General features: G+C 61.8%; 19 protein-coding genes. 9 read left to right on the forward strand and 10 right to left on the reverse strand.

All coding sequences use genetic code 11. The features are described from left to right. Window positions 1-41: 41 nt before the first annotated feature. Window positions 42-1187: an aminomethyltransferase family protein gene (locus AACZ65_RS07585; RefSeq protein WP_339669539.1), complete on the reverse strand. Its 1146-nt coding sequence runs from the start codon at window positions 1185-1187 to the stop codon at window positions 42-44. A 21-nt stretch (window positions 1188-1208) separates the two neighbouring features. On the opposite strand from AACZ65_RS07585, the gene AACZ65_RS07590 reads away from it, so the two are divergent. From AACZ65_RS07590 to glnT, 7 genes are all read left to right on the forward strand, one after another. After that, window positions 1209-1352 carry a hypothetical protein gene (locus AACZ65_RS07590; RefSeq protein ID WP_206018464.1) on the forward strand — a complete coding sequence of 48 codons (144 nt, stop codon included), beginning with the start codon at window positions 1209-1211 and terminating at the stop codon, window positions 1350-1352. Between the two features lie 81 nt (window positions 1353-1433). Further along, complete coding sequence (locus AACZ65_RS07595) at window positions 1434-2807, forward strand: ammonium transporter (protein WP_339669543.1); 1374 nt, start codon at window positions 1434-1436, stop codon at window positions 2805-2807. An 11-nt stretch (window positions 2808-2818) separates the two neighbouring features. Beyond that, window positions 2819-3034, forward strand: coding sequence for a hypothetical protein (locus tag AACZ65_RS07600; protein ID WP_037274857.1), 216 nt, complete (start codon window positions 2819-2821; stop codon window positions 3032-3034). A 150-nt stretch (window positions 3035-3184) separates the two neighbouring features. Beyond that, window positions 3185-4081 carry a glutamine amidotransferase family protein gene (locus tag AACZ65_RS07605; protein WP_297537748.1) on the forward strand — a complete coding sequence of 299 codons (897 nt, stop codon included), beginning with the start codon at window positions 3185-3187 and terminating at the stop codon, window positions 4079-4081. A 1-nt stretch (window position 4082) separates the two neighbouring features. After that, a complete protein-coding gene (locus AACZ65_RS07610) occupies window positions 4083-4760 on the forward strand; it encodes a protein GlxC (RefSeq protein WP_339669546.1) in 678 nt (225 codons plus the stop codon). An 11-nt stretch (window positions 4761-4771) separates the two neighbouring features. Then, window positions 4772-6115 (forward strand): FMN-binding glutamate synthase family protein, encoded by a 1344-nt coding sequence (locus tag AACZ65_RS07615; protein WP_297537753.1) that lies wholly within the window; start codon window positions 4772-4774, stop codon window positions 6113-6115. A gap of 73 nt (window positions 6116-6188) precedes the next feature. Further along, the gene (gene glnT / locus AACZ65_RS07620) at window positions 6189-7517 is read left to right on the forward strand and encodes a type III glutamate--ammonia ligase (protein ID WP_339669548.1); all 1329 of its coding nucleotides are present in this window, start codon (window positions 6189-6191) and stop codon (window positions 7515-7517) included. A gap of 308 nt (window positions 7518-7825) precedes the next feature. Here glnT and AACZ65_RS07625 read toward each other — a convergent pair whose 3' ends face one another. Next, on the reverse strand, window positions 7826-8266 hold the full coding sequence (locus tag AACZ65_RS07625; protein WP_339669550.1) for a cyanoglobin: 441 nt from the start codon (window positions 8264-8266) through the stop codon (window positions 7826-7828). Window positions 8267-8311: 45 nt separating this feature from the next. Continuing rightward, entirely contained in the window at window positions 8312-10681 is a 2370-nt protein-coding gene (gene tdm, locus AACZ65_RS07630) for a trimethylamine-oxide aldolase Tdm (protein ID WP_339669552.1), read from the reverse strand. A gap of 145 nt (window positions 10682-10826) precedes the next feature. Here tdm and AACZ65_RS07635 point away from each other — a divergent pair, with 145 nt between their 5' ends. After that, a complete protein-coding gene (locus tag AACZ65_RS07635; protein ID WP_339669554.1) occupies window positions 10827-11681 on the forward strand; it encodes a DMT family transporter in 855 nt (284 codons plus the stop codon). Between the two features lie 78 nt (window positions 11682-11759). Here AACZ65_RS07635 and AACZ65_RS07640 read toward each other — a convergent pair whose 3' ends face one another. The 6 genes from AACZ65_RS07640 to AACZ65_RS07665 all read right to left on the reverse strand — a co-directional run bounded on the left by AACZ65_RS07640 (window position 11760) and on the right by AACZ65_RS07665 (window position 16980). Then, window positions 11760-12371: a tetratricopeptide repeat protein gene (locus tag AACZ65_RS07640; protein WP_339669556.1), complete on the reverse strand. Its 612-nt coding sequence runs from the start codon at window positions 12369-12371 to the stop codon at window positions 11760-11762. Continuing rightward, window positions 12322-13026 carry an ABC transporter ATP-binding protein gene (locus AACZ65_RS07645; RefSeq protein WP_339669894.1) on the reverse strand — a complete coding sequence of 235 codons (705 nt, stop codon included), beginning with the start codon at window positions 13024-13026 and terminating at the stop codon, window positions 12322-12324. The genes AACZ65_RS07640 and AACZ65_RS07645 overlap by 50 nt, the downstream gene beginning before the upstream one ends. Further along, the gene (locus AACZ65_RS07650) at window positions 13019-13786 is read right to left on the reverse strand and encodes an ABC transporter ATP-binding protein (protein ID WP_339669558.1); all 768 of its coding nucleotides are present in this window, start codon (window positions 13784-13786) and stop codon (window positions 13019-13021) included. Before AACZ65_RS07650 ends, AACZ65_RS07645 begins: the two co-directional genes overlap by 8 nt. Next, window positions 13783-14760: a branched-chain amino acid ABC transporter permease gene (locus tag AACZ65_RS07655; RefSeq protein ID WP_339669560.1), complete on the reverse strand. Its 978-nt coding sequence runs from the start codon at window positions 14758-14760 to the stop codon at window positions 13783-13785. The genes AACZ65_RS07650 and AACZ65_RS07655 overlap by 4 nt, the downstream gene beginning before the upstream one ends. Then, a complete protein-coding gene (locus AACZ65_RS07660; protein ID WP_037274831.1) occupies window positions 14753-15622 on the reverse strand; it encodes a branched-chain amino acid ABC transporter permease in 870 nt (289 codons plus the stop codon). The genes AACZ65_RS07655 and AACZ65_RS07660 overlap by 8 nt, the downstream gene beginning before the upstream one ends. 68 nt (window positions 15623-15690) lie before the next feature. Next, a complete protein-coding gene (locus tag AACZ65_RS07665) occupies window positions 15691-16980 on the reverse strand; it encodes an ABC transporter substrate-binding protein (protein ID WP_339669563.1) in 1290 nt (429 codons plus the stop codon). Window positions 16981-17379: 399 nt separating this feature from the next. On the opposite strand from AACZ65_RS07665, the gene AACZ65_RS07670 reads away from it, so the two are divergent. Then, complete coding sequence (locus AACZ65_RS07670) at window positions 17380-18102, forward strand: FCD domain-containing protein (protein ID WP_037274824.1); 723 nt, start codon at window positions 17380-17382, stop codon at window positions 18100-18102. Window positions 18103-18123: 21 nt separating this feature from the next. Here AACZ65_RS07670 and AACZ65_RS07675 read toward each other — a convergent pair whose 3' ends face one another. Then, window positions 18124-19425 carry an ABC transporter substrate-binding protein gene (locus AACZ65_RS07675; protein ID WP_339669566.1) on the reverse strand — a complete coding sequence of 434 codons (1302 nt, stop codon included), beginning with the start codon at window positions 19423-19425 and terminating at the stop codon, window positions 18124-18126. Window positions 19426-19452 lie beyond the last annotated feature (27 nt).

Genomic DNA, 19452 nt, shown 5'->3' on the forward strand with positions numbered 1-19452 from the left:
CCCTTTCGCGTCATTAGGGCCAAAGGCCCGAAGGCCAAGGGTTACCCCTTGGCCGCCCGGATCAGTTTGTCCTTGTCATAGAATGGCATCTCTTCGGCCACGCAAGCGACCTCGGTGCCATCCGCATAGCGCACGCTCATCTTGGTGCCCGGCACCGCGCAGTCAACCGGCATCCGCGCGATGCCGACGTTATAGCCGTTGAGGTTGGAATTCAGACCAAAGGTCACGACGCCCACGACCTCGCCATCCTTGAGCAGCGGCGCGCCCATATCGGCCGCGCGCTTGCCCTCAAGCCGCACGCCGTAGATCTTGAACCGTTCCTTGCCCTTGAGCGCATAGTGGTTCTCCGAGCCGCGGAACCCGGTCTTGCCAGGCGACACGGTGAAATCCAGGCCCAATTCCCAGAGCGTATCGCCGCACAGATCGTCCTTGAACGGGAAGGTTTCGGAATTGTCGCCGGGATAGAACAGCAGATAGCTTTCGGTGCGCAAGAGATCGAGCGTCGAGAACTGCACCGGCACGATGCCCATGTCCTTGCCGTCCTCCAGGATGCGATCCCAGATCTGGATCGCGTGGCGACCCTGACAGAAAATCTCATAGCCGCGCTCGCCGGTGTATCCGGTACGAGAGATCATCACCGGCAAATCAAAGAGCTTGGTTTGCAGGATGCCGAAATAGGCCAGATTACGAATCCCCGGCACATGCTTTTCGAGGAAATCCACGGCCACCGGCCCTTGCAGCGACATATCGTGCAGATCGTCATCAAAGATCATCGCGACGTTCTTGCCATAGGCGGCCATCGCCAGCGATTCGTGGCCGGTGCCGGTGCCATGCACCACCATCCAGTGATTGACCGAGAGGCGGTAGATCACGCAATCGTCGATGAACTTGCCCGCGTCATTCAACATGCAGGCATAGACGGCGCGGCCCGGCATGATCTTGTCCACATTGCGCGTGGTGGCGCGGTCGATCACGGCGGCGGCATGCGGGCCCACAATGTGAATTTTCTTGAGGCCGGACACATCCATCAGGCCCGCCTTGGTGCGGACCGCCAGATAATCCGCCTCGGCGCGTTCGTCGGTATGGTCATAGAACCATGCCGTGCCCATGCCATTCCAATCGGTCAGCTCACCGCCGATTTCGGCATGCCGCGGTGCAAGGGCAGAAGTTCTGTAGATAATGGCCATGTAAGCCTCCCTGTCGGTGTTATGTTTGACGATATTCAGACGCAGATCGCAGCAAAAATCAATACTTTCATGCAGATTTTTTTCCTGATGGGAATATCGCCATTCCTCCCGCCCGAAATCCGGGCAGCAACAGAAATGATCACCGTTTCGATTCAAATTTCTTGACAGGCAGGAAAATCTTTGCCCCCCTTAGAAGAAAAAGTTTTTACCACCAATAAAACAACACAGCACAACAGGGAGAGTGCGATGAACGGCAACCTTGATGCGTTGACGACCATATTCACCGAATTTTACTACTGGGTGACGGTCGTCTTCATGTTTCTGATCCATGTCGGCTTTTGCATGTATGAGGTGGGCGCGAGCCGCCGCCGCAACCACATGCACACGCTGATGAAAAACGTGATGGTGATTCCTCTTGTCACCGTGACCTTCTTCTTCTTCGGCTGGTGGATCTATTGGGCCTTCCCAATGTTCCCCTTCTTTGGCGGACTCAATCACGAATTGGGCGATGCCAACCTGCCTTGGTCCCCGACCATGGGTACCAATCTTGGCGACCGGATCACCGGCGTGTTCTGGGCGGCCTTCCTGCTCTTCTCGTGGACGGCAGCCTCGATCGTTTCCGGCTCCGTGATCGAGCGGATTCGCTCCTCCGCCCTCTGGGTTCATGCGGTGCTGATCGGATCGGTCTGGTGGATCATCGACGCCGCCTGGGGCTGGCACTATGACGGCTGGATGGTCAAGTTCCTGGGCTACCACGATGCCTATGCCTCTGGCGTGATCCACGCCATCGCGGGTGGTTACGCCCTCGGCGTGATCATGGTTCTGGGGCCGCGGATCGGCAAATTCGCCGCTGACGGCACCCCGCGGGACATCCCGCCGCATAACCCCTGGATGCTCACCATCGGGATTTTCCTGATCTATACCGGCTTCTGGGGCTTTTATGCCGCCTGCAACGTGCCGCTCATCGCGCCCGAGGTTATCGGCGGTCAGATCACCGGCACCACCTGGACGGCCACAAACATCTATCTCGCGCCCACCTCGTTGTCGGCCATCACCTTCAACTTCCTGATGTCGCTCTCGGGCGGTCTCATGGCGGCCTATGTCGTGTCCAAGGGCGATGCCTTCTGGACATTCTCCGGCGGTCTTGCCGGGGTGATCACCGCGTCAGCGGGCAATGACCTCTACCACCCGATTCAGGCCATGTTGGTCGGCGCGGTCGGTGTCGTGATCGTCTACAAGCTCCACTACTGGGTCGAGCGCCGGTTCAAACTGGACGATGCCGTGGGCGCAGTTGCGGTGCATGGCTATTCCGGCGTGGTCGGCCTCATCATCGCAGGCTTCATGCTCTGGGGCGCGCCCTCCTCACCCTTCGAGGGCTATGCCACGATCAACCCGCTGGGTCAGACCCTTGGTGCGGTGATCATGTTCTTCGTCCTGGGCTTCCTGCCCGCCTTCATCGTGTCCAAGATGCAGGCCGCCGCCGGCGTGCTGCGCATCCCGGTCGAGGTGGAATTGCAGGGTCTCGATTACGCAGAACACCATGCCTACGAGGATGCCATCGTTCAGGTCATCGAGGCCGACAAGGCCTATCTCGCAGCCAAAGCAACCCCAGCAGAATAAGGAAAAGGCACATGTCTACAATCGGATACGAATCCTGGGCCGTTGATCTGGCCGAAGTCGGCGCCGTCTATCCCTTCCAAGGCTGGGAAATGGCCATGACCGTGGTCGGTGTGATCTTCTGGCTCGCGTGGCACCGCATCCAGTTCGTCCGCGAGGGCGAGCACCTGGAACAGGCGCGCCGGATGGGCGATCCCGAAAAGGTGCGCAAGCATCTCGAACGCTACTGATCCTGCCGTGATTTGCGCGGGCCACACCGGTCCGCGCAAATTACCCACAGGAAACTTTTATTCATTTGAGTTGCAGCACCTTCAGTCCGATGCTAGGCTCGGACTCAGGGAGCCCCCCGGGGCAGAATCACCAAAGTGGAGCAAACGCGAATGTGCGGGATTGTCGGACTTTTCCTGAAAGACAAAGCACTTGAACCCCAGCTTGGCAGCTTGCTGACCGATATGCTGATCACGATGACCGACCGTGGCCCCGACAGTGCCGGGATCGCCGTTTACGGCGCACCACAGGCGGGCCATGCCAAACTGACGATCCAGTCAGATAACGCCGCCCAGGACTTCGACGGTCTGGCCGAGCGCCTCTCGTCCGAACTGGGCGCACCCGTCACCCTCACCCGCAAGGATACCCACGCGGTGCTGGATTTCCCCGCCGACAAGGCCTCCGAGACCCGCGCCACGCTCGAGCGAATCGCCCCCGGCGTTCGCGTCATGTCCGCAGGCGAGAGCATCGAGATTTACAAGGAAGTGGGCCTGCCCAAGGACGTGGCCGCCCGGTTCGAGATTTCCAAGATGAGCGGCACCCATGGCATCGGCCATACCCGCATGGCCACCGAATCGGCCGTGACCACCATGGGCGCGCATCCGTTCAACACGGGTTCCGACCAGTGCCTCGTGCACAATGGCTCGCTCTCCAACCACAACTCCTTGCGCCGCAAGCTGCTGCGTGAAGGCGTGCGCATCGAAACCCAGAACGATACCGAAGTGGCCGCCGCCTACCTCACCTGGAAGATGCGCGAAGGCGCCACCCTGGGCGAGGCACTCGAAAGCTCGCTGGTCGATCTCGACGGTTTCTTCACCTTCGTTGTCGGCACCGAGGACGGCTTTGGCGTGGTGCGCGATCCCATCGCCTGCAAACCCGCCGTCATGGCCGAAACCGATCAATACGTGGCCTTCGGCAGCGAATACCGCGCCCTCGTCAACCTGCCGGGCATCGAACAGGCCCGCGTCTGGGAACCCGAGCCCGCAACCGTCTATTTCTGGAAGCACTGATATGCAGACATTTGACCTCGCCGCCGAAGGGCTGCGCAGCCTCAATGCCACCCTTCAGGCACAGGCTAATGAGACCAACCAAACCGGTTGGGACATCATCAATCCGCGCGGCAGCCATGCCATCGCCGTCGGGCTCGACGCTCCCATCGAGGTGCATGTCATGGGCTCGACCGGCTATTACTGCGCCGGCATGAACAAACAGGCCACCGTGCATGTGCACGGCTCCGCCGGCCCCGGCGTCGCCGAGAACATGATGAGCGGCACCGTGATCGTCGAAGGCGACGCCAGCCAATACGCCGGGGCAACCGGCAATGGCGGCACGCTCATCATCAAGGGCAATGCCTCGTCGCGCTGCGGCATCTCGATGAAGGGCATCGACATCATCGTGCATGGCAACATCGGCCATATGTCCGCCTTCATGGCGCAATCGGGCAACCTTGTTGTCTGTGGCAACGCCGGGGACGCCCTCGGCGACAGCCTCTACGAGGCGCGGCTCTTCGTGCGCGGCAGCGTGAAATCCCTCGGGGCCGATTGCATCGAAAAAGAGATGCGCCCCGAACATCTGGAGCTCCTTGCCGAGTTGCTCGAACGTGGCGGCTGTGACGCCAAACCCGAAGAGTTCCGCCGCTATGGCTCGGCGCGCCAGCTTTATAACTTCAAACCTGACAACGCATACTGAGGGCTCAGACCATGAAAGACGAGACCCACGGCGCTCCGCGCACCATGCCGATCCAGTCGGCAACCTTCTCGCAGTCGATCAACGCGGAAATCCGCCGCGCGGCGGCCACCGGCATCTATGACATTCGCGGTGGCGGGGCCAAACGCAAGGTGCCGCATTTCGACGACCTGCTGTTTCTTGGCGCGTCGATCTCGCGCTACCCGCTCGAAGGCTACCGCGAGCGCTGCGACACCTCGGTGACGCTGGGCACCCGGTTTGCCAAGAACCCGATCCAGCTCGACATCCCGATCACCATCGCGGGCATGAGCTTTGGCGCGCTCTCTGGCCCCGCCAAAGAGGCGCTGGGGCGCGGTGCCACGCTGGCGGGCACCTCGACCACGACCGGTGACGGCGGCATGACCCCCGAGGAACGCGGCCATTCCAAGAAACTGGTCTATCAATATCTGCCCTCGCGCTATGGCATGAACCCCGATGACCTGCGCCGCGCTGACGCCATCGAAGTGGTGGTCGGTCAGGGCGCCAAGCCCGGCGGCGGCGGCATGCTTCTGGGTCAGAAGATCTCGGACCGCGTGGCGCAGATGCGCAACCTGCCCAAGGGGATTGACCAGCGTTCGGCCTGCCGTCACCCCGACTGGACCGGCCCCGACGATCTGGAAATCAAACTGCTGGAGCTGCGCGAAATCACCGGTTGGCGGGTTCCGATCTATATCAAGGTTGGCGGCGCACGCCCCTATTTCGACACCACGCTGGCGGTCAAGGCCGGGGCCGATGTGGTCGTGCTCGACGGGATGCAGGGCGGCACGGCCGCGACACAGGACGTGTTCATCGAACACGTGGGCCAGCCCATCCTCGCCTGTATCCGCGAAGCAGTGCGCGCGCTTCAGGATCTGGGCATGCACCGCGAAGTGCAACTCATTGTCTCGGGCGGCATCCGCACCGGCGCGGACGTGGCCAAATGCATGGCGCTTGGCGCGGATGCGGTGGCCATCGGCACGGCAGCCCTGATCGCCCTTGGCGACAATGACCCCAAGTGGGAATCCGAGTATAACAAGCTTGGCACCACCGCGGGCGCCTATGACGACTGGCATGAGGGCAAAGACCCCGCGGGCATCACCACCCAGGATCCCGAGCTGATGAAGCGGTTTGACCCCATCGAAGGGGGTCGTCGCCTCAACAACTACCTCAAGGTGATGACGCTCGAAGCGCAGACCATAGCGCGCGCCTGCGGCAAGAGCCACCTGCACAATCTCGAACCAGAGGATCTCTGCGCCGTGACGATGGAGGCCGCCGCCATGGCCAAGGTTCCGCTTGCCGGAACCGATTGGTGGCCCGGCAAACCCGGCACCGGCTTCTGATCCCCGATCCGGCGTGGCCTCTTGGGCCACGCCCACCACTTTCCGAAAACACATGACAACAGGGACCGAGAAAATGACCAGTGATCTGGCGAAATTTGCCAAGGACAAGGGCGTAAAATACTTCATGATTTCCTACACCGACCTGTTCGGTGGACAGCGCGCCAAGCTGGTGCCGGCAGAGGCGATTGCCGACATGCAAGAGGACGGCGCCGGTTTCGCGGGCTTTGCCACTTGGCTTGATCTGACGCCCGCGCATCCCGACATGCTGGCCGTGCCGGATCCCGCATCGGTGATCCAGCTGCCCTGGCAGCGCGATGTCGCCTGGGTCGCGGCCAATTGCGTGATGGATGGCCAGGATCTGGCTCAGGCCCCGCGCAACGTGCTGCGCCGCCTCATCGGCGAGGCCGCCGCCGAAGGGTTGCATGTCAAGACCGGCATCGAGGCCGAGTTCTTCCTGCTGACCCCCGAGGGCGACAAGATCAGCGATCCTCATGACACCAGTGGCAAGCCCTGCTATGACCAGCAGGCCGTGATGCGCCGCTATGACGTGGTGCGCGAGATTTGCGACTACATGCTCGAACTGGGCTGGGAACCCTATCAGAACGACCACGAGGACGCGAATGGCCAGTTCGAGATGAACTGGAAATACGACGACGCGCTGGTCACCGCTGACAAGCATTCGTTCTTCAAGTTCATGACAAAATCCGTCGCGGAAAAGCATGGCTTCCGCGCCACCTTCATGCCCAAACCGATCGAAGGCCTGACCGGCAACGGGTGTCACGCGCATATTTCGGTCTGGGATGGCCCCGGTGCCAAGGCCAAGACCAACGTCTTTGCCGGCAAGGGCGAAGGCCAGACCGGCGAAGTGGGCCTGTCGGAGCGCGGCAAGCACTTCCTCGGCGGCATCATGAAGCACGCAAGCGCGCTTGCGGCCATCACCAACCCGACCGTCAACAGCTACAAGCGCATCAACGCGCCCCGCACCATCTCGGGTGCCACATGGGCGCCCAACTCGGTGACATGGACAGGCAATAACCGCACCCACATGGTGCGCGTCCCCGGCCCCGGCCGGTTCGAGCTGCGCCTGCCCGATGGCGCGGTCAACCCCTATCTCCTGCAGGCCGTGATCATCGCGGCGGGTCTCTCGGGCATCCGCTCCAAGGCCGATCCGGGCAAGCGTCACGACATCGACATGTACGCCGAGGGCCACAAGGTGCGCGGCGCGCCCAAGCTGCCGCTCAACATGCTCGACGCCCTGCGCGAATACGACAAGGACAAGGAACTCAAGGCCACGATGGGCGATGATTTCTCGGCCGCCTATCTCAAGCTGAAACGGCAGGAATGGAATTCCTTTGTCAGCCATTTCACCAAATGGGAACGCGACAACACGCTCGACATCTGAGTGTGCATCATATCGGACAATTGGCCCGTGCGAGCATTCGCGCGGGCTTTCTTTTTTAAGATAGGTAAGGGTGCGTTTATCACTGGGTTCTATCGGATCGTTGAACCCGAGGCATGAGCCGCGCGGAACGCTGGGCCGGGGACTAGCGAAGCAACGGCACTGTCTGGCAGTTTATGCCTGCCAAGCCCGTGTGACCCGACAGAATAGCGATCCCTCTCCAAATCGCTAGGCCGCGGGACGGCCCAGCGATCCGCGCGGCGGCGCGTGCCGCGCCTTGTTCCGCGCGGGGATATACCCAACGTCGGCTCTCACCCCTCCGACACCGGGCACCCCTGCCCCGTCCGGTCCGCCTCGACGCGCCAATCCGGCACCTCGTTGATCAGCATATGCGCTGCCCGGTTCAGCACCGCGCGAAACCGCTCCACCACCGGCCCCTCCATCCCCTCATCGCGCAGGGCCGCGTCGAAGGTCTCGAGCCACATGGTCACATCCGCCTGGCGGATGGGCACATGCGCATGGATCTCGCGCAGGTCCATATGCCCGAACCGCTCGCGATAATAGGCGCGCCCGCCCAGAAACCCGGACAGGAATTCAAACTGCGTCTGGCGCGTATGCTCCAGCCCATGACCGCGAAAATGCAGCCGGTGCAGCGGATAGACGGCGGGGTCCCCTTCCATCCGGTCGTAGAACGTCCGAACCAGGTCCCGCAGCCGCTCTTCGCCGCCCATATCTTCGAGTGCCGTGCTCATACCTGCCAGTTTCTCAGCCGGACACAGCCCTCGCCTTGACGCAAGTCAAGAGCGCGGCTTGGTCTTTTGCGGATCGTAATGGGCAAAGGGCACGATCGTCGCGGGCAGGCGCTTTTGCTGCCCGTCGAGCTTGCCGATCTCAACGGCGGTGCCCACCGCATGATGCGCCACATCAACCCGTGCCAGCGCGATATTCTTGCCCAAGAGCGGCGAGCGCATCGAGGATGTCACCTCACCAATCTGCGCGCGCCCGATATGGACACAGTCGCCATGGCCAACGGCCACGTTGCTGTCGATGTCGAGGCCCACCAACACCCGCGCCGGATGCTCCTTGCGCCGGATGAGCGCCTCTCGCCCGATAAAATCATCCGGCTTCGACTTCAAGGGCACGGTAAAGCCAATCCCGGCCTCGAACGGATCGGTTTGATCGCTGAAATCATAGCCCGCAAAGATCAGCCCCGCCTCGATCCGCACCATATCCAGCGCCTCAAGGCCCATGGGCGTCAGCCCGTGATCCTTGCCCGCCGCCCAGACCGCATCGAACACCTCGACCGCGTGCTTGGGGTGACAGAAAATCTCATAACCCAACTCGCCGGTGTAGCCGGTGCGCGACACCACCACCGGAATTCCGTCGTGATCGCCGATGCGCGCGGGCGTGAACCGGAACCAGCCCAGCTCTTCAAACTTGGGCTGATGCGGCGCGGTCCAGATCACCTTTTTCAGCAGATCGCGGCTCTCCGGTCCCTGCACGGCGATATTGTGCTGCATATCGGTCGAGGACCGCACCAGCACCTTGAGCCCCAGTTCCTCGGCCTTCTCGCGCAGCCATTCGCCGCCGTAATCACTCCCGCCGATCCAGCGGAAATTGTCCTGCCCCAGGCGGAACACCGTGCCGTCGTCGATCATGCCGCCATGCGGATAGCACATCGCGGTATAGACCACGCCGCCCACCGGCAGTTTCTTGATGTCGCGGGTAAAGACATACTGGCAGAGCGCCTCGCTATCCGGCCCTGTGATCTCGAACTTGCGCAGCGCACTCAGGTCCAGCACCACGGATTTCTTACGGCAGGCGTGATACTCCACAATCGGCCCCGCGCTTGACATGGCACTGGCCAGCCAGAAACCGTTATACTCGATGAAATTCTCGGTAAACCGCGCGAAACACGGGTGAAATCCTGTCTGTTTGGTCATCTTTGGCTCCGCGTCGGGGGTGGGCCGATAGGCCACCGATCTTTGAAAGGTTTCCTTGCCGCTATAGGTGCGAACGTGAATATCCGTGGGGTTCCAGCCATTTGCGGCGGTGGTGTCATCCGGGCAGGCCGAACTCACACAGACCAGATCCGTCAGCGCCCGCAAGAGCACATAGTCCCCCGGTCGCGTCCAGGGCTCGTCTGTATACATCACCCCATGCGCATCTATGCCGGTGTTGAAGAAGAAATTGATCGCCATCCAGCCCGCGCGCGCCGTCACCCCATGCGGGGCAAGGGCGGCGTTGAAATTGTCGGAACAGTTCACATGCCCCGGATAGCCGATGTCGTCGTAATATTTCGCGGCACAGGCCAGCGCAAAGGCATCGTGCCGCCCGACCGTATCCTGCACCACCTCGACCAGCGGCAGCATGTCCTGATCATAGTATTTCGCATGCAGACCGGGCATCGGATAGGCATGGCCCATCAGCGTGCGCGTCGTGGTCACATCCAGCGCATGCTCGATCCCCTTGTCCAGCTTGCGCGCGGCGAAACACTGGAAATCCGTGCATTGCCGCCCATCCACGTCGAGGATCTGGATATAATCCCCCGCCTTGACGAAATAGGACTCGGCCGTCGCCGAATGGACGCGCAAATCCGTCACCGGATCGGCCAGCGGATCGGGCAATTCGAACCGCGCGGCGGATTTGAGCGTGGCACGCGTGACCCAGACCGTGAGCGGCGTCGCGGTATCCTGCGCCGTGAAATCCATGATGCCCCCCGGCGCGGCAACCACCGCCACCCCGTCGCGCTGCACGGTGAATTCCGCCTCGTCCCCCGCCGGGCTGCCCGAATCGAAAACATCCACCGACCGCGCCCGCGCCAGATCGATCCCCCGCGCCTCCAGCCCCATGCGCAATCCGCGCAACGAGGTCTCTGACCCCGCCAAGAGCGCCCTGAGCCCCGTCGCCTCGCCCGTGCCCGCTTCACCCAGAATGCCCGGATCAATCGCCCCGTCCGGTCGCGCCGTCACGATCTCGCAGCGCTGCCCGCCTTCGGTATTCACCACCCGCAAGCGATCTCCCGCCTCGACGCGAATGAGGATTGCGCCCGCGCCTTCGACCACATAGCGTTCGGTTCCGGGCGGCAGGGAAAACACCCGCGGCTCGACAATCACACTGGGCCGGGGCGGCCCGGCCTTGACCTCGGGATAGCGCATCTCCAACACTGCGGACCTCCTCTTTCCCTGCAAGATATTTGCATAAGCGGAATATTTATTTAACAATAAGAATATCGCAACCCTGCCTCGCCAGCAACATCAAACCCGAACCAAGCCCGGAATTCTCGGCACAGACCACTGGAGAAAACCCCGCATGACCGCTCTCATCCTTGGCCTTGTCGCGGCACTCGCCTGGGGCACCCATGATGTCTGCGTCCGCTATGTCAGCCAGAATAACGGGATTTTTGCGCCTTTGGTGTGGGTTCTGGCCTTTGGCCTCATGATCGTGACCCCGATCAGCGCCTATGCGGGGCTTCACGCGCCCCAAGGCGGCGACATCGGCCTCGCCCTGCTCGCGGGCGTTTTCTTCGGTATCGGCGGCACGGCGCTCTACCGCGCCTTTTCCATCGGCCCGGTGCGGCTCGTGGCTCCGGTGATCGGGGCCTATCCGATTCTCTCGGTCGGCTGGGCCAGCCTCAATGGCGCGCCCACCACGGCGCTCGAATGGATCATGGTCGGTCACATCATCTGCGGCGTGGCCTATATCGCCCAGAGCGATGCAGGCCATGATACCGCCGAGGCCCCGGCCAGCCCCCTGCCCGCCATCGGCTGGTCGCTGCTCGCCGCTGCGGGCTTTGCGCTCACCTTCGCTATCGGGCATCAGGCCACGGCGACGGGCGGCGAATTGCTGCTCCTGGCTCCCACGCGCGCTGCCGCTCTGGCGGTGGTGGTAGGCTTTGCTCTGGCCCTGCGCGCGCCCCTTTCGCTCAGCCGCCGTCACGCGCCGCTTCTGCTGTTGATGGGCACGCTGGACGCGCTGGCCATCGGCTGCGTGATCGGCGCCGGCCAGACCGCGCGCCCCGAATTCGCCGCCATCGGGGCCTCGACCTTTGGCGTCATTACCGTGCTCTTTGCCGCGATTTTCCTTCGTGAACGCCTGCGCGGCACGCAATGGCTGGCGGTGCTGGGCGTCTTTACCGCCATCGGCATTTTGGGCGGCGGGCACTAGGGCGCGTCCCGTCCCGGACTTGATCCGGGACCTCGCCGAAGCCCCGCCTTTCATCGTTCTTCAAATACTCGAAAAATCTCAGCCCTCGGCGATCAGGAGCGCTGCGGCCAGAAACTTGCGCCCGTCATCGAACACGGGCGGCTTTTCCCCCCGCCAGCGCGCACAGATCGGCCGCTCGGGCCGCGCCCCGACCAGCAATCGCCGCAGCGCCTGATCGCTCTCGGCGGCAATGGCGCGATAGCGTTTGCGCATGTTGTCGTGAAACGTGTCGCGGTGCAGCGCCTCCATCCGCAGATGAAACAGCGACGAGCGGCTGCGCGGCTTGAACACGATCCCGCCCACCATCTCGGGGGCGCGCCGCCAGAGGTTCAGCGCCTGCTTTTGCAAGGCCTCCGCCCGCGCGCCCTGCCCGGCGTCACGCGCCTGAACCGCAAGATTGGCAAGGCTGGTGGCCCGCCGCATATCCTGCGCGCCGAAAAACAGCCGTGCCACCCATCCCGCGCGCCGCAGCATCCGCGCGGCCCCTGCCCGGTCGCCCGCCACATAGGCCGCACAGCCCGCCTCGGTCAGACGTTCCCAGACCAGATCGGCCCGCGACCACCCGGCCTCGCGCGCCACCCGCATTTCGGTGTCGCCGCGATCAAAGCCCCAGATACGCGGCGCGAACATGTTCATTTCCACGTAGCTCATGGGCAGGCCCCTCCATTGCGGTGTTTCCGGTTTCCAGGACATAGGCGTGATGCGCCAGTTCCAGCGCCAGTTCGGCATTCTGCTCCACCAGCACCACCGACAGGCCCTGCGCGTTGATCTCCTCGATGATCCGCGCGATTTCCTCGACGATCACTGGCGCGAGCCCCATTGAAGGCTCGTCCATAAGCAGGAGGCGCGGCTTGGACATCAGCGCGCGGCCAATCGCCAGCATCTGTTGCTCGCCGCCCGACATGGTCTGCGCCCGCTGCACCCGTCGTTCCCGCAAACGCGGAAAACGATCATAGACCTGCTCCAGATCGCGCTCGATCTCGGGCTTGTCACGCCGCAGGAACGCGCCGGTGCGCAGATTTTCCTCGACCGTCATATCCTTGAAGATGCGCCGCCCCTCGGGCACATGCGCGATGCCGTGGGCCACCACCTTATGCGCGGGCAGATGATCAATCCGCTGGCCCTCGAACAGGATCTCCCCCGCCGAAATCGAAATCATTCCCGACATCGCGCGCAGCGTCGTGGTCTTGCCCGCGCCATTGCCACCGATGATCGTGACGATCTTGCCCTCGGGCACGGCAATGGAAATGTCGCGGATCGCGTTGATCTTGCCATAGTTCACGGCAATCTTGCGCATCTCAAGCAACATGGCGTGCGCCTCCCAGATAGGCCTCGATCACCGCCGGGTGATGCCGGATTTCCGCCGGTCCCCCTTCGGCCAGGAACTTGCCGAAACTCATGCAGGTGATGGTATCACAAAGACCCATGATCGCCTGCATGTCATGCTCGACCAGCAGGATGGTGATCCCATCCGCCTTGAGGCGGCGCATCAGCTCCATCATCTGCCGGGTTTCCTCGGGGTTCATGCCGGTAAACGGCTCGTCGAGCAGCATCACATCGGGATGGCTGGCATAGGCCACTGCCAGCCCGAGCGCGCGTTGGTGCCCGTGCGACAGATCCCCGGCGCGCTCGTCCACCAGATCATCCAGCCCGAAGAATTCCAGCGCCTCGCGCGCCCGCGCCTCGGCACCGCGCCGGTCCTCACGGTCCCAGCCGATGATCGCGGCAAAGATATTGGGCCGGAAGGGCATATGCGTGCCCACCAGCGCGTTTTCCAACACCGTCAATTCGGCAAAGAGTGTCGAGTGCTGGAATGTCCGCACCACACCGCGCCGCGCCACCTCATGCATGGCAAGGCCGGATATATCCTCGCCCCTGAGCAGGATTTGACCAGACGTCGGCGTATAGAACCCCGAGATCATGTTGAACGTCGTGGTCTTGCCCGCGCCATTCGGCCCGATCAGCCCATGGATGCTGCCATGCGCCACCTTGAAGGACAGCCCATCGACCGCCATCAGCCCGCCAAACCGCATGGTCAGGTTCCGCATTTCGAGAAAATCGGTCATGCTTCGGCCTTTCTGTCGGATTTTGCGGCGGATTTGCGCGGTATAAACTTCTGAACAATGCTCTCCAACCCATTGGGAAGAAAGAGAATAGACAGGATCATGATGGCCCCGTAGAACAATGGCCGCGCCTGCTCGAACCCCATCCCGCGCAGCACGATCTCATTGATCACAGTCAGCAGAACACAGCCCAGAATTGGCCCGTAGAATGTCGTCGTGCCCCCCACGATGGCCCATGTCAGCACGAACACCATCACCTCGATGTCAAAGGAATTGGGATTCACCGTGCCCACGTAATGCGCCTGCAACGCCCCTGCGATCCCGGCAAAGCCCGAAGCGATGGCAAAGGCCAGCGTCCGATAGGCCCGCAGATTGACCCCCGAGGCCTGTGCCAGCTTGTCCTGCCAATGCACCGCGTGAAAGGTCAGGCCTACCGGAGATTTCTCGATCCGCCACAGCACCCAGAGACAAAAGGCGACGATGGCCCCGGCGAAATAGTAGTAGGATACCGGCTCGAAGAAATCGAAACTGTAAAAGCCAATGGAAAAGTCCGGCATCGGATCAATCCCCGAAATCCCCCGCACCCCGCCAAAGGGCTCGCGGAACCGCTTCCAGATCAGGCGGATGATCTCACCGGCCGCAAAGGACCCGATGAGAAAGTAAAACCCCTTCATCCGGAACAGCGGAAAGGACAAGAGCACCGCCAAAAGCGCCGCCGTGACCCCGCCCAGGATCAACCCGACCGGCACCGGCACGCCGAGGTTTTTCGTCATCAAAGCCGAGGCATAGGCCCCCACCCCCATGATCACCACATGACCGAGGGACCATTCGCCGGTCAGCGTGAGCAAGCGGTAGGACATGACCAACAGGATATTGATCACCATAAAGACCAGAATTTCCTGTTGCGAGAAACTCAGCCCATGCGGCAACGCGATCAGCGCCGCAGCACCCAATAGGAACATCAATGGCTTAAGCACGATCCGCACTCCCGAACAGACCCGTGGGCTTGACGATCAGCACCACCAGCATCAGCATCAGACCCACAATATCGGCCAACACCCCATCCGAGAATGTGGTGACGAAGGTGTGGACAAAGGCATAGACCACCGAGGCGATGATTGCCCCCTCCAGCGATCCGACCCCGCCCACGATGATGACGATAAAGGCCGTGACAATCACCGAATGGCCCATATGCGGGTTGACCGATACCAGCGGCGCGGTCAGCGCCCCCGCCACACCCGCCAATGCGGCACCGATGAACATGGCGATCCGCGCCGTCTGGGTGATCGAAATCCCCTGCAAGGCCGCCGCCTCCGGGTCTTGCGCCGACGCGCGCAGCGCCCAGCCGAACCGCGTCCGCTTGAGGAAATACCACAGCGCGCTCAACAAAACGACCGCCGCCACGATCACATAGATCCGTGCCACCGGCAGACCCACCTTGTCAGAGATACGCCAAACCTCTTGCGTAACGGGGGGGATATGCTCCATCCGCACGCCAAATCCCATCACCGCCAGGGATTGCAAGATCATCAGAAAGCCGATCGAGGCCACCAAACCGCCCAGTGGATTGCCCTTGAGCGGTCGAAACAGCCCCCGCTCCATCACCAGGCCCAAAACGCCCACAAAGACCATGCCAATCGGCACCGCCACAAAGAACGGCAGATGCATGTCGGCATAGAGGGCGACCACCGCATAGGCCCCGGCCATGAACAATTCGCCATGGGCGAAATTGATCACGCCCATCACGCCAAAGATAAGCACAAGGCCAACCGCGACCAAAGAAATATAGCTTGCTGCATAGACGGCGTTCAGGCCGGTCTGCGCCAGGAGTTCCATCATCGGAATGCTCGAATTTTAGAGAGACAGGATAACAGCGCCCGCCAACCGGGCGCTGTCATGAGACTGGGTCAGCCGCGCTGATCCCACATCTGGCCATAGGCCTGCATATGCTTGATCAAGAGATCGCCATGCCGGCTATACCAGTCGGGGATCGAACGGAATTCCTTGATCACGGCCTTGCCGTTCTCGATGGCGACCACGGGCCAATCGCCCACCAGCGCGTTGTCGATACCAAAGAGTTCCTCGCCCCACCATTCCGCCTCGCCAAAGGCATGGTTGCCGGGGCCGTCCTTCATTGCCGCCAGCACCGCTTCGGGGTCGGCAGAGCCTGCCTTTTCGGCCGCAACCTTCCACAGGTCCATGATCGAGGCATATTCCCAGCTCACCGCGCCCCACTGACCGGGATGCCGCGTGTTGTATTCGGCATAGAACCCGTTGGGGTCCTGGAAATTGACGTTCTCGGCATTCAGCGCCGGATCGTCGAAATCCGGGAACTGGAAGATGAACCCTTCCATGAATTCCTTCGAGGTCTTGGCGATCATCTGGTCATAGAAATCCGCCGTGCAGCTGATGATCTGACCCTTGAAATTCTGCTGAAAGAGCTGCTCGGCAATCGGGTGCACATAATCCGAATAGCAGGTGTCCAGACAGATGATGTCGGGGTTCTTGGCCATCAACCGTGTTACGACGGGGGCGAAATCCGTGGTGGCCGGGTCAAAGAGCAGCGGCTCGTCCAGCATCTCGATCCCCGCCGCCTCGAAGGCCGCCAGATAGGTTGCCACCGACGGCAGGCCAAGCGCATCGTCCTGCGCGCACATCACGGCGGTTTTCAGCTCCGGCTTGTTCTGCGCCAGCCACTCGACCCCGGTCACGTTATAGATGGGGTGCACCTCGGCCGGGGCCAACAGCGTCTTGGTATCGGGCGAGAGATCCGAGGGCAGCAGCGTGGAAAAGAGCATCCCCGTGCGTTCCGCCACCGGCTGCACACCCGGCCAGGGATCGCCGCCCAGCATCATGATAAAGCTCACGCCATCCTCGCGGATCAGCTTGGTGGCCCCGGTGCGCGCCTTGGCGGGATCGTATTCCTCGTCATAGGCCACGAATTCGACCGGATGCGCCCCATCCGCCAGCATGATGCCGCCTGCGGCATTGACCCGCTCGGCCCAGATCATACAGCCATCGAGACCGGGTTTACCCCAGGCCGCCACGGCGCCCGTCAGAGGGGCCAGAAATCCGATCTTGATCGGTTCACCCGCCGCCAGCGCCACTTTCGGCAGGCCAAGCGCGGCAGTCGCCGCCGCGGAGGTTTTCAGAAAGGTCCGACGTGTGAACCCCTTAGAGATATATTTGGAAAGCATGCATTCCTCCAACTGTTGGCACCGCGCGATCTCGCGCAGCAGATCGGAGCCAAGGACGACCTGTTTTGGTTCATTGACAACCCCAGAGACTATACCAGTTTCCGAAATTGGTTTCGGCCCACGAGCAAAGGCTAGCAAAGCGATTTGAAACTCACAAGAAAATTTGTTTCTTAGAGTTATAATTTAGCCAGACCAATCGACCAAGATACTAAATTTAAATACAATTTCTAAAAGTTCATTTTAGAGGCACCTCGCAAAACCCCTCTTTTTGTCCGCAAAACTGGTCCGAAAGGGGATCGAAATTGGTTCTCTGGCCCTGAGCTGCGGCTTGTGCCAGTGTTCGGTTCCGCCTAGATTTACCGTAAACGGCCCCCGCGCCACACCAAGGACCCCGCTACGATGGCCAACCAGAGCACCACAGCCCAGCTTGTCACCAGCCACTCGGTCGGGGCCACCGTGCAGGTGGTGATCGACAGCCTCTTTGCCCGGATCAAATCCGAAGAATATCCCGAGGGCGCGCGCCTGCCGTCCGAGCGCACCCTGTCGTCGGAGCTAGGTGTCGCCCGCAATACCGTGCGAGACGCGCTCGACGTGCTCGAAGCACGCAACATCATCCGCCGTCGCGCCGGGTCCGGCAGCTTTGTCACCTACAAGAGCGAACTCACCCGCACTTCCAGCCGCAGTGCCTTGGCCGAAAACACCAGCCCGCTCGATCATCTCGTCGTGCGCGGTATTCTCGAGCCCGAGATGATCCGCCTTGCGGTCATCAACATGACCCCGCGCGACATCATGGAACTCGACGACATCCTCACCCGGATGGAAGGCATCAGCACCGACGCCGCGGAATTCGTCGCCTGCGAAGAGGATTTCTATCGCAAGATCGCGGCGGGCACTGGCAATCCCCTACTCGCCTCCTGTTACGATCTGGCGATCGAGGCCTGCCTGCAGACCCACCGCTCCACCATGATGCGGCGGCATCTGACGCCCAAACGCATCGAGGATTACCAGAAACGCTATAACGCGCTCTTCAACGCCATATCCTCACGCGATGTCGAAACGGCCGTTGAATACATCAAGCTGCACCTGATCGAAGAGCAAAAGACCCTGCTGCAAGAAGATTGAGGGCAAGACGGCTGAGCCGCCTTAGCTCACCACCAGGCGTGCCTCGAGACAGGCCTTGCCAGCCCCCTGCCCATGCCTCTGGTGCCAAAGCTGGCCAAGTGCCGCCATTTCCACCCGCAACAGCGCCTCATGCTGCGCCAGCCAGTCGGGGATCGACCCGAAATCGACGATCCGCGCCTTGCCGCCTTGGATCTGCACGACCGGCCAATCGCCGATCAGCGTATGATCGAGGCCAAACATATCCTGCCCCCACCACTGCGCCGGGCCAAAGGCATGGTTGACCTCGCCCAATTGCCGCATCGCCGCCAGAACCGACACCGAATTGACCGTGCCCGCCCGCTCGACCGCCGATTGCCAGATGTCGAGAATGGCCGCATATTCCCAACTCACCGCTGTCCAACTGCCCGGAAAGCGTGCGTTGTATTCCTCGTAGAACGCCTGAGGCTGGTTAAAGAAGAACGCTTTTTCCGCCAGCGCCGGATCGTCGAAATCGGGGAACTGGAACAGGAACCCTTCCATGAACTCGGGCGAGGTGAGCGCGATCAATTGTTCATAGCAATCCGCCGTGCAACTCAGGATCTGGCCCGCATAGCCCTGATGATAGGCATATTCCGTCATCGCATGGACCATCGGCGTATAGCTCGTACACCAGCACAGCATATCCGGTGCCGCGGCCAGCATCGGGGTCACCACCTCGGGTGCCGTGGCGGTGCCCGGATCATACCGGATTTCCGCGACAATCTCGATGCCCACCGCCTTGAAGGCCGCGCGATAGGCGGCCAGCGCCGGCAGCCCAAGCGCATCGGTCTGCGCACAAAGTGCCACGGTCTTGATCTCGGACCGGTGCTTGGCAATCCATTCCACCGCCGTCACCGTGTAGATGGGCAGCGATTCGCCCGGCGCAATGAGATAGGGCGTGTCCGGCGACAGGTCGCTGGTCAGCAAGGATGAGGTCAGCACCTTATGCCCCATCAGGTAATCGCGCACTTCGGTGAACGAATCGCCCCCCAGCATCATCACCAGCGCCGCGTCATGCTCTTGCACCAGATGCCGCGCCCCCGCCAGCGCATCCGCCCCGTCATACCCGCAATCATAGGCCTCAAGCCGCACAGGGAATCGCCGCCCCCCCATCAGGACGCCCCCCGCACGGTTCAGCCAATCCACCCACAGCCGACACCCCTGCAATCCCGGCAAGCCCCATGATTCGACCGGGCCACTCAGCGGGGCAAGAAATCCGATGGTCAGCGTCTTGCGCATACCCACGGAAAACCGTGGTAGTGCGCTTCTGATGGCCAGACGTTGGGCAAAACTCGAATTGGACATGATCAATTCCTAACAGGTTCCCGGCGC

Origin of the sequence: uncultured Roseovarius sp. (assembly GCF_963972555.1) — a bacterium.
Taxonomy (GTDB): domain Bacteria; phylum Pseudomonadota; class Alphaproteobacteria; order Rhodobacterales; family Rhodobacteraceae; genus Roseovarius; species Roseovarius mucosus.

Excerpts from the sequence above, each read along its gene's own strand:
- AACZ65_RS07605 (WP_297537748.1), top strand. The coding sequence starts at position 3,185 with ATGTGCGGGATTGTCGGACTTTTCCTGAAAGACAAAGCACTTGAACCC.
- AACZ65_RS07595 (WP_339669543.1), top strand. The coding sequence starts at position 1,434 with ATGAACGGCAACCTTGATGCGTTGACGACCATATTCACCGAATTTTAC.
- AACZ65_RS07610 (WP_339669546.1), top strand. The coding sequence starts at position 4,083 with ATGCAGACATTTGACCTCGCCGCCGAAGGGCTGCGCAGCCTCAATGCC.
- AACZ65_RS07670 (WP_037274824.1), top strand. The coding sequence starts at position 17,380 with ATGGCCAACCAGAGCACCACAGCCCAGCTTGTCACCAGCCACTCGGTC.
- AACZ65_RS07660 (WP_037274831.1), bottom strand. The coding sequence starts at position 15,622 with ATGATGGAACTCCTGGCGCAGACCGGCCTGAACGCCGTCTATGCAGCA.
- AACZ65_RS07650 (WP_339669558.1), bottom strand. The coding sequence starts at position 13,786 with ATGACCGATTTTCTCGAAATGCGGAACCTGACCATGCGGTTTGGCGGG.
- AACZ65_RS07665 (WP_339669563.1), bottom strand. The coding sequence starts at position 16,980 with ATGCTTTCCAAATATATCTCTAAGGGGTTCACACGTCGGACCTTTCTG.
- AACZ65_RS07585 (WP_339669539.1), bottom strand. The coding sequence starts at position 1,187 with ATGGCCATTATCTACAGAACTTCTGCCCTTGCACCGCGGCATGCCGAA.
- AACZ65_RS07615 (WP_297537753.1), top strand. The coding sequence starts at position 4,772 with ATGAAAGACGAGACCCACGGCGCTCCGCGCACCATGCCGATCCAGTCG.
- AACZ65_RS07600 (WP_037274857.1), top strand. The coding sequence starts at position 2,819 with ATGTCTACAATCGGATACGAATCCTGGGCCGTTGATCTGGCCGAAGTC.
- AACZ65_RS07635 (WP_339669554.1), top strand. The coding sequence starts at position 10,827 with ATGACCGCTCTCATCCTTGGCCTTGTCGCGGCACTCGCCTGGGGCACC.
- glnT (WP_339669548.1), top strand. The coding sequence starts at position 6,189 with ATGACCAGTGATCTGGCGAAATTTGCCAAGGACAAGGGCGTAAAATAC.
- AACZ65_RS07640 (WP_339669556.1), bottom strand. The coding sequence starts at position 12,371 with ATGAGCTACGTGGAAATGAACATGTTCGCGCCGCGTATCTGGGGCTTT.
- AACZ65_RS07590 (WP_206018464.1), top strand. The coding sequence starts at position 1,209 with ATGTTTGACGATATTCAGACGCAGATCGCAGCAAAAATCAATACTTTC.
- AACZ65_RS07625 (WP_339669550.1), bottom strand. The coding sequence starts at position 8,266 with ATGAGCACGGCACTCGAAGATATGGGCGGCGAAGAGCGGCTGCGGGAC.
- AACZ65_RS07675 (WP_339669566.1), bottom strand. The coding sequence starts at position 19,425 with ATGTCCAATTCGAGTTTTGCCCAACGTCTGGCCATCAGAAGCGCACTA.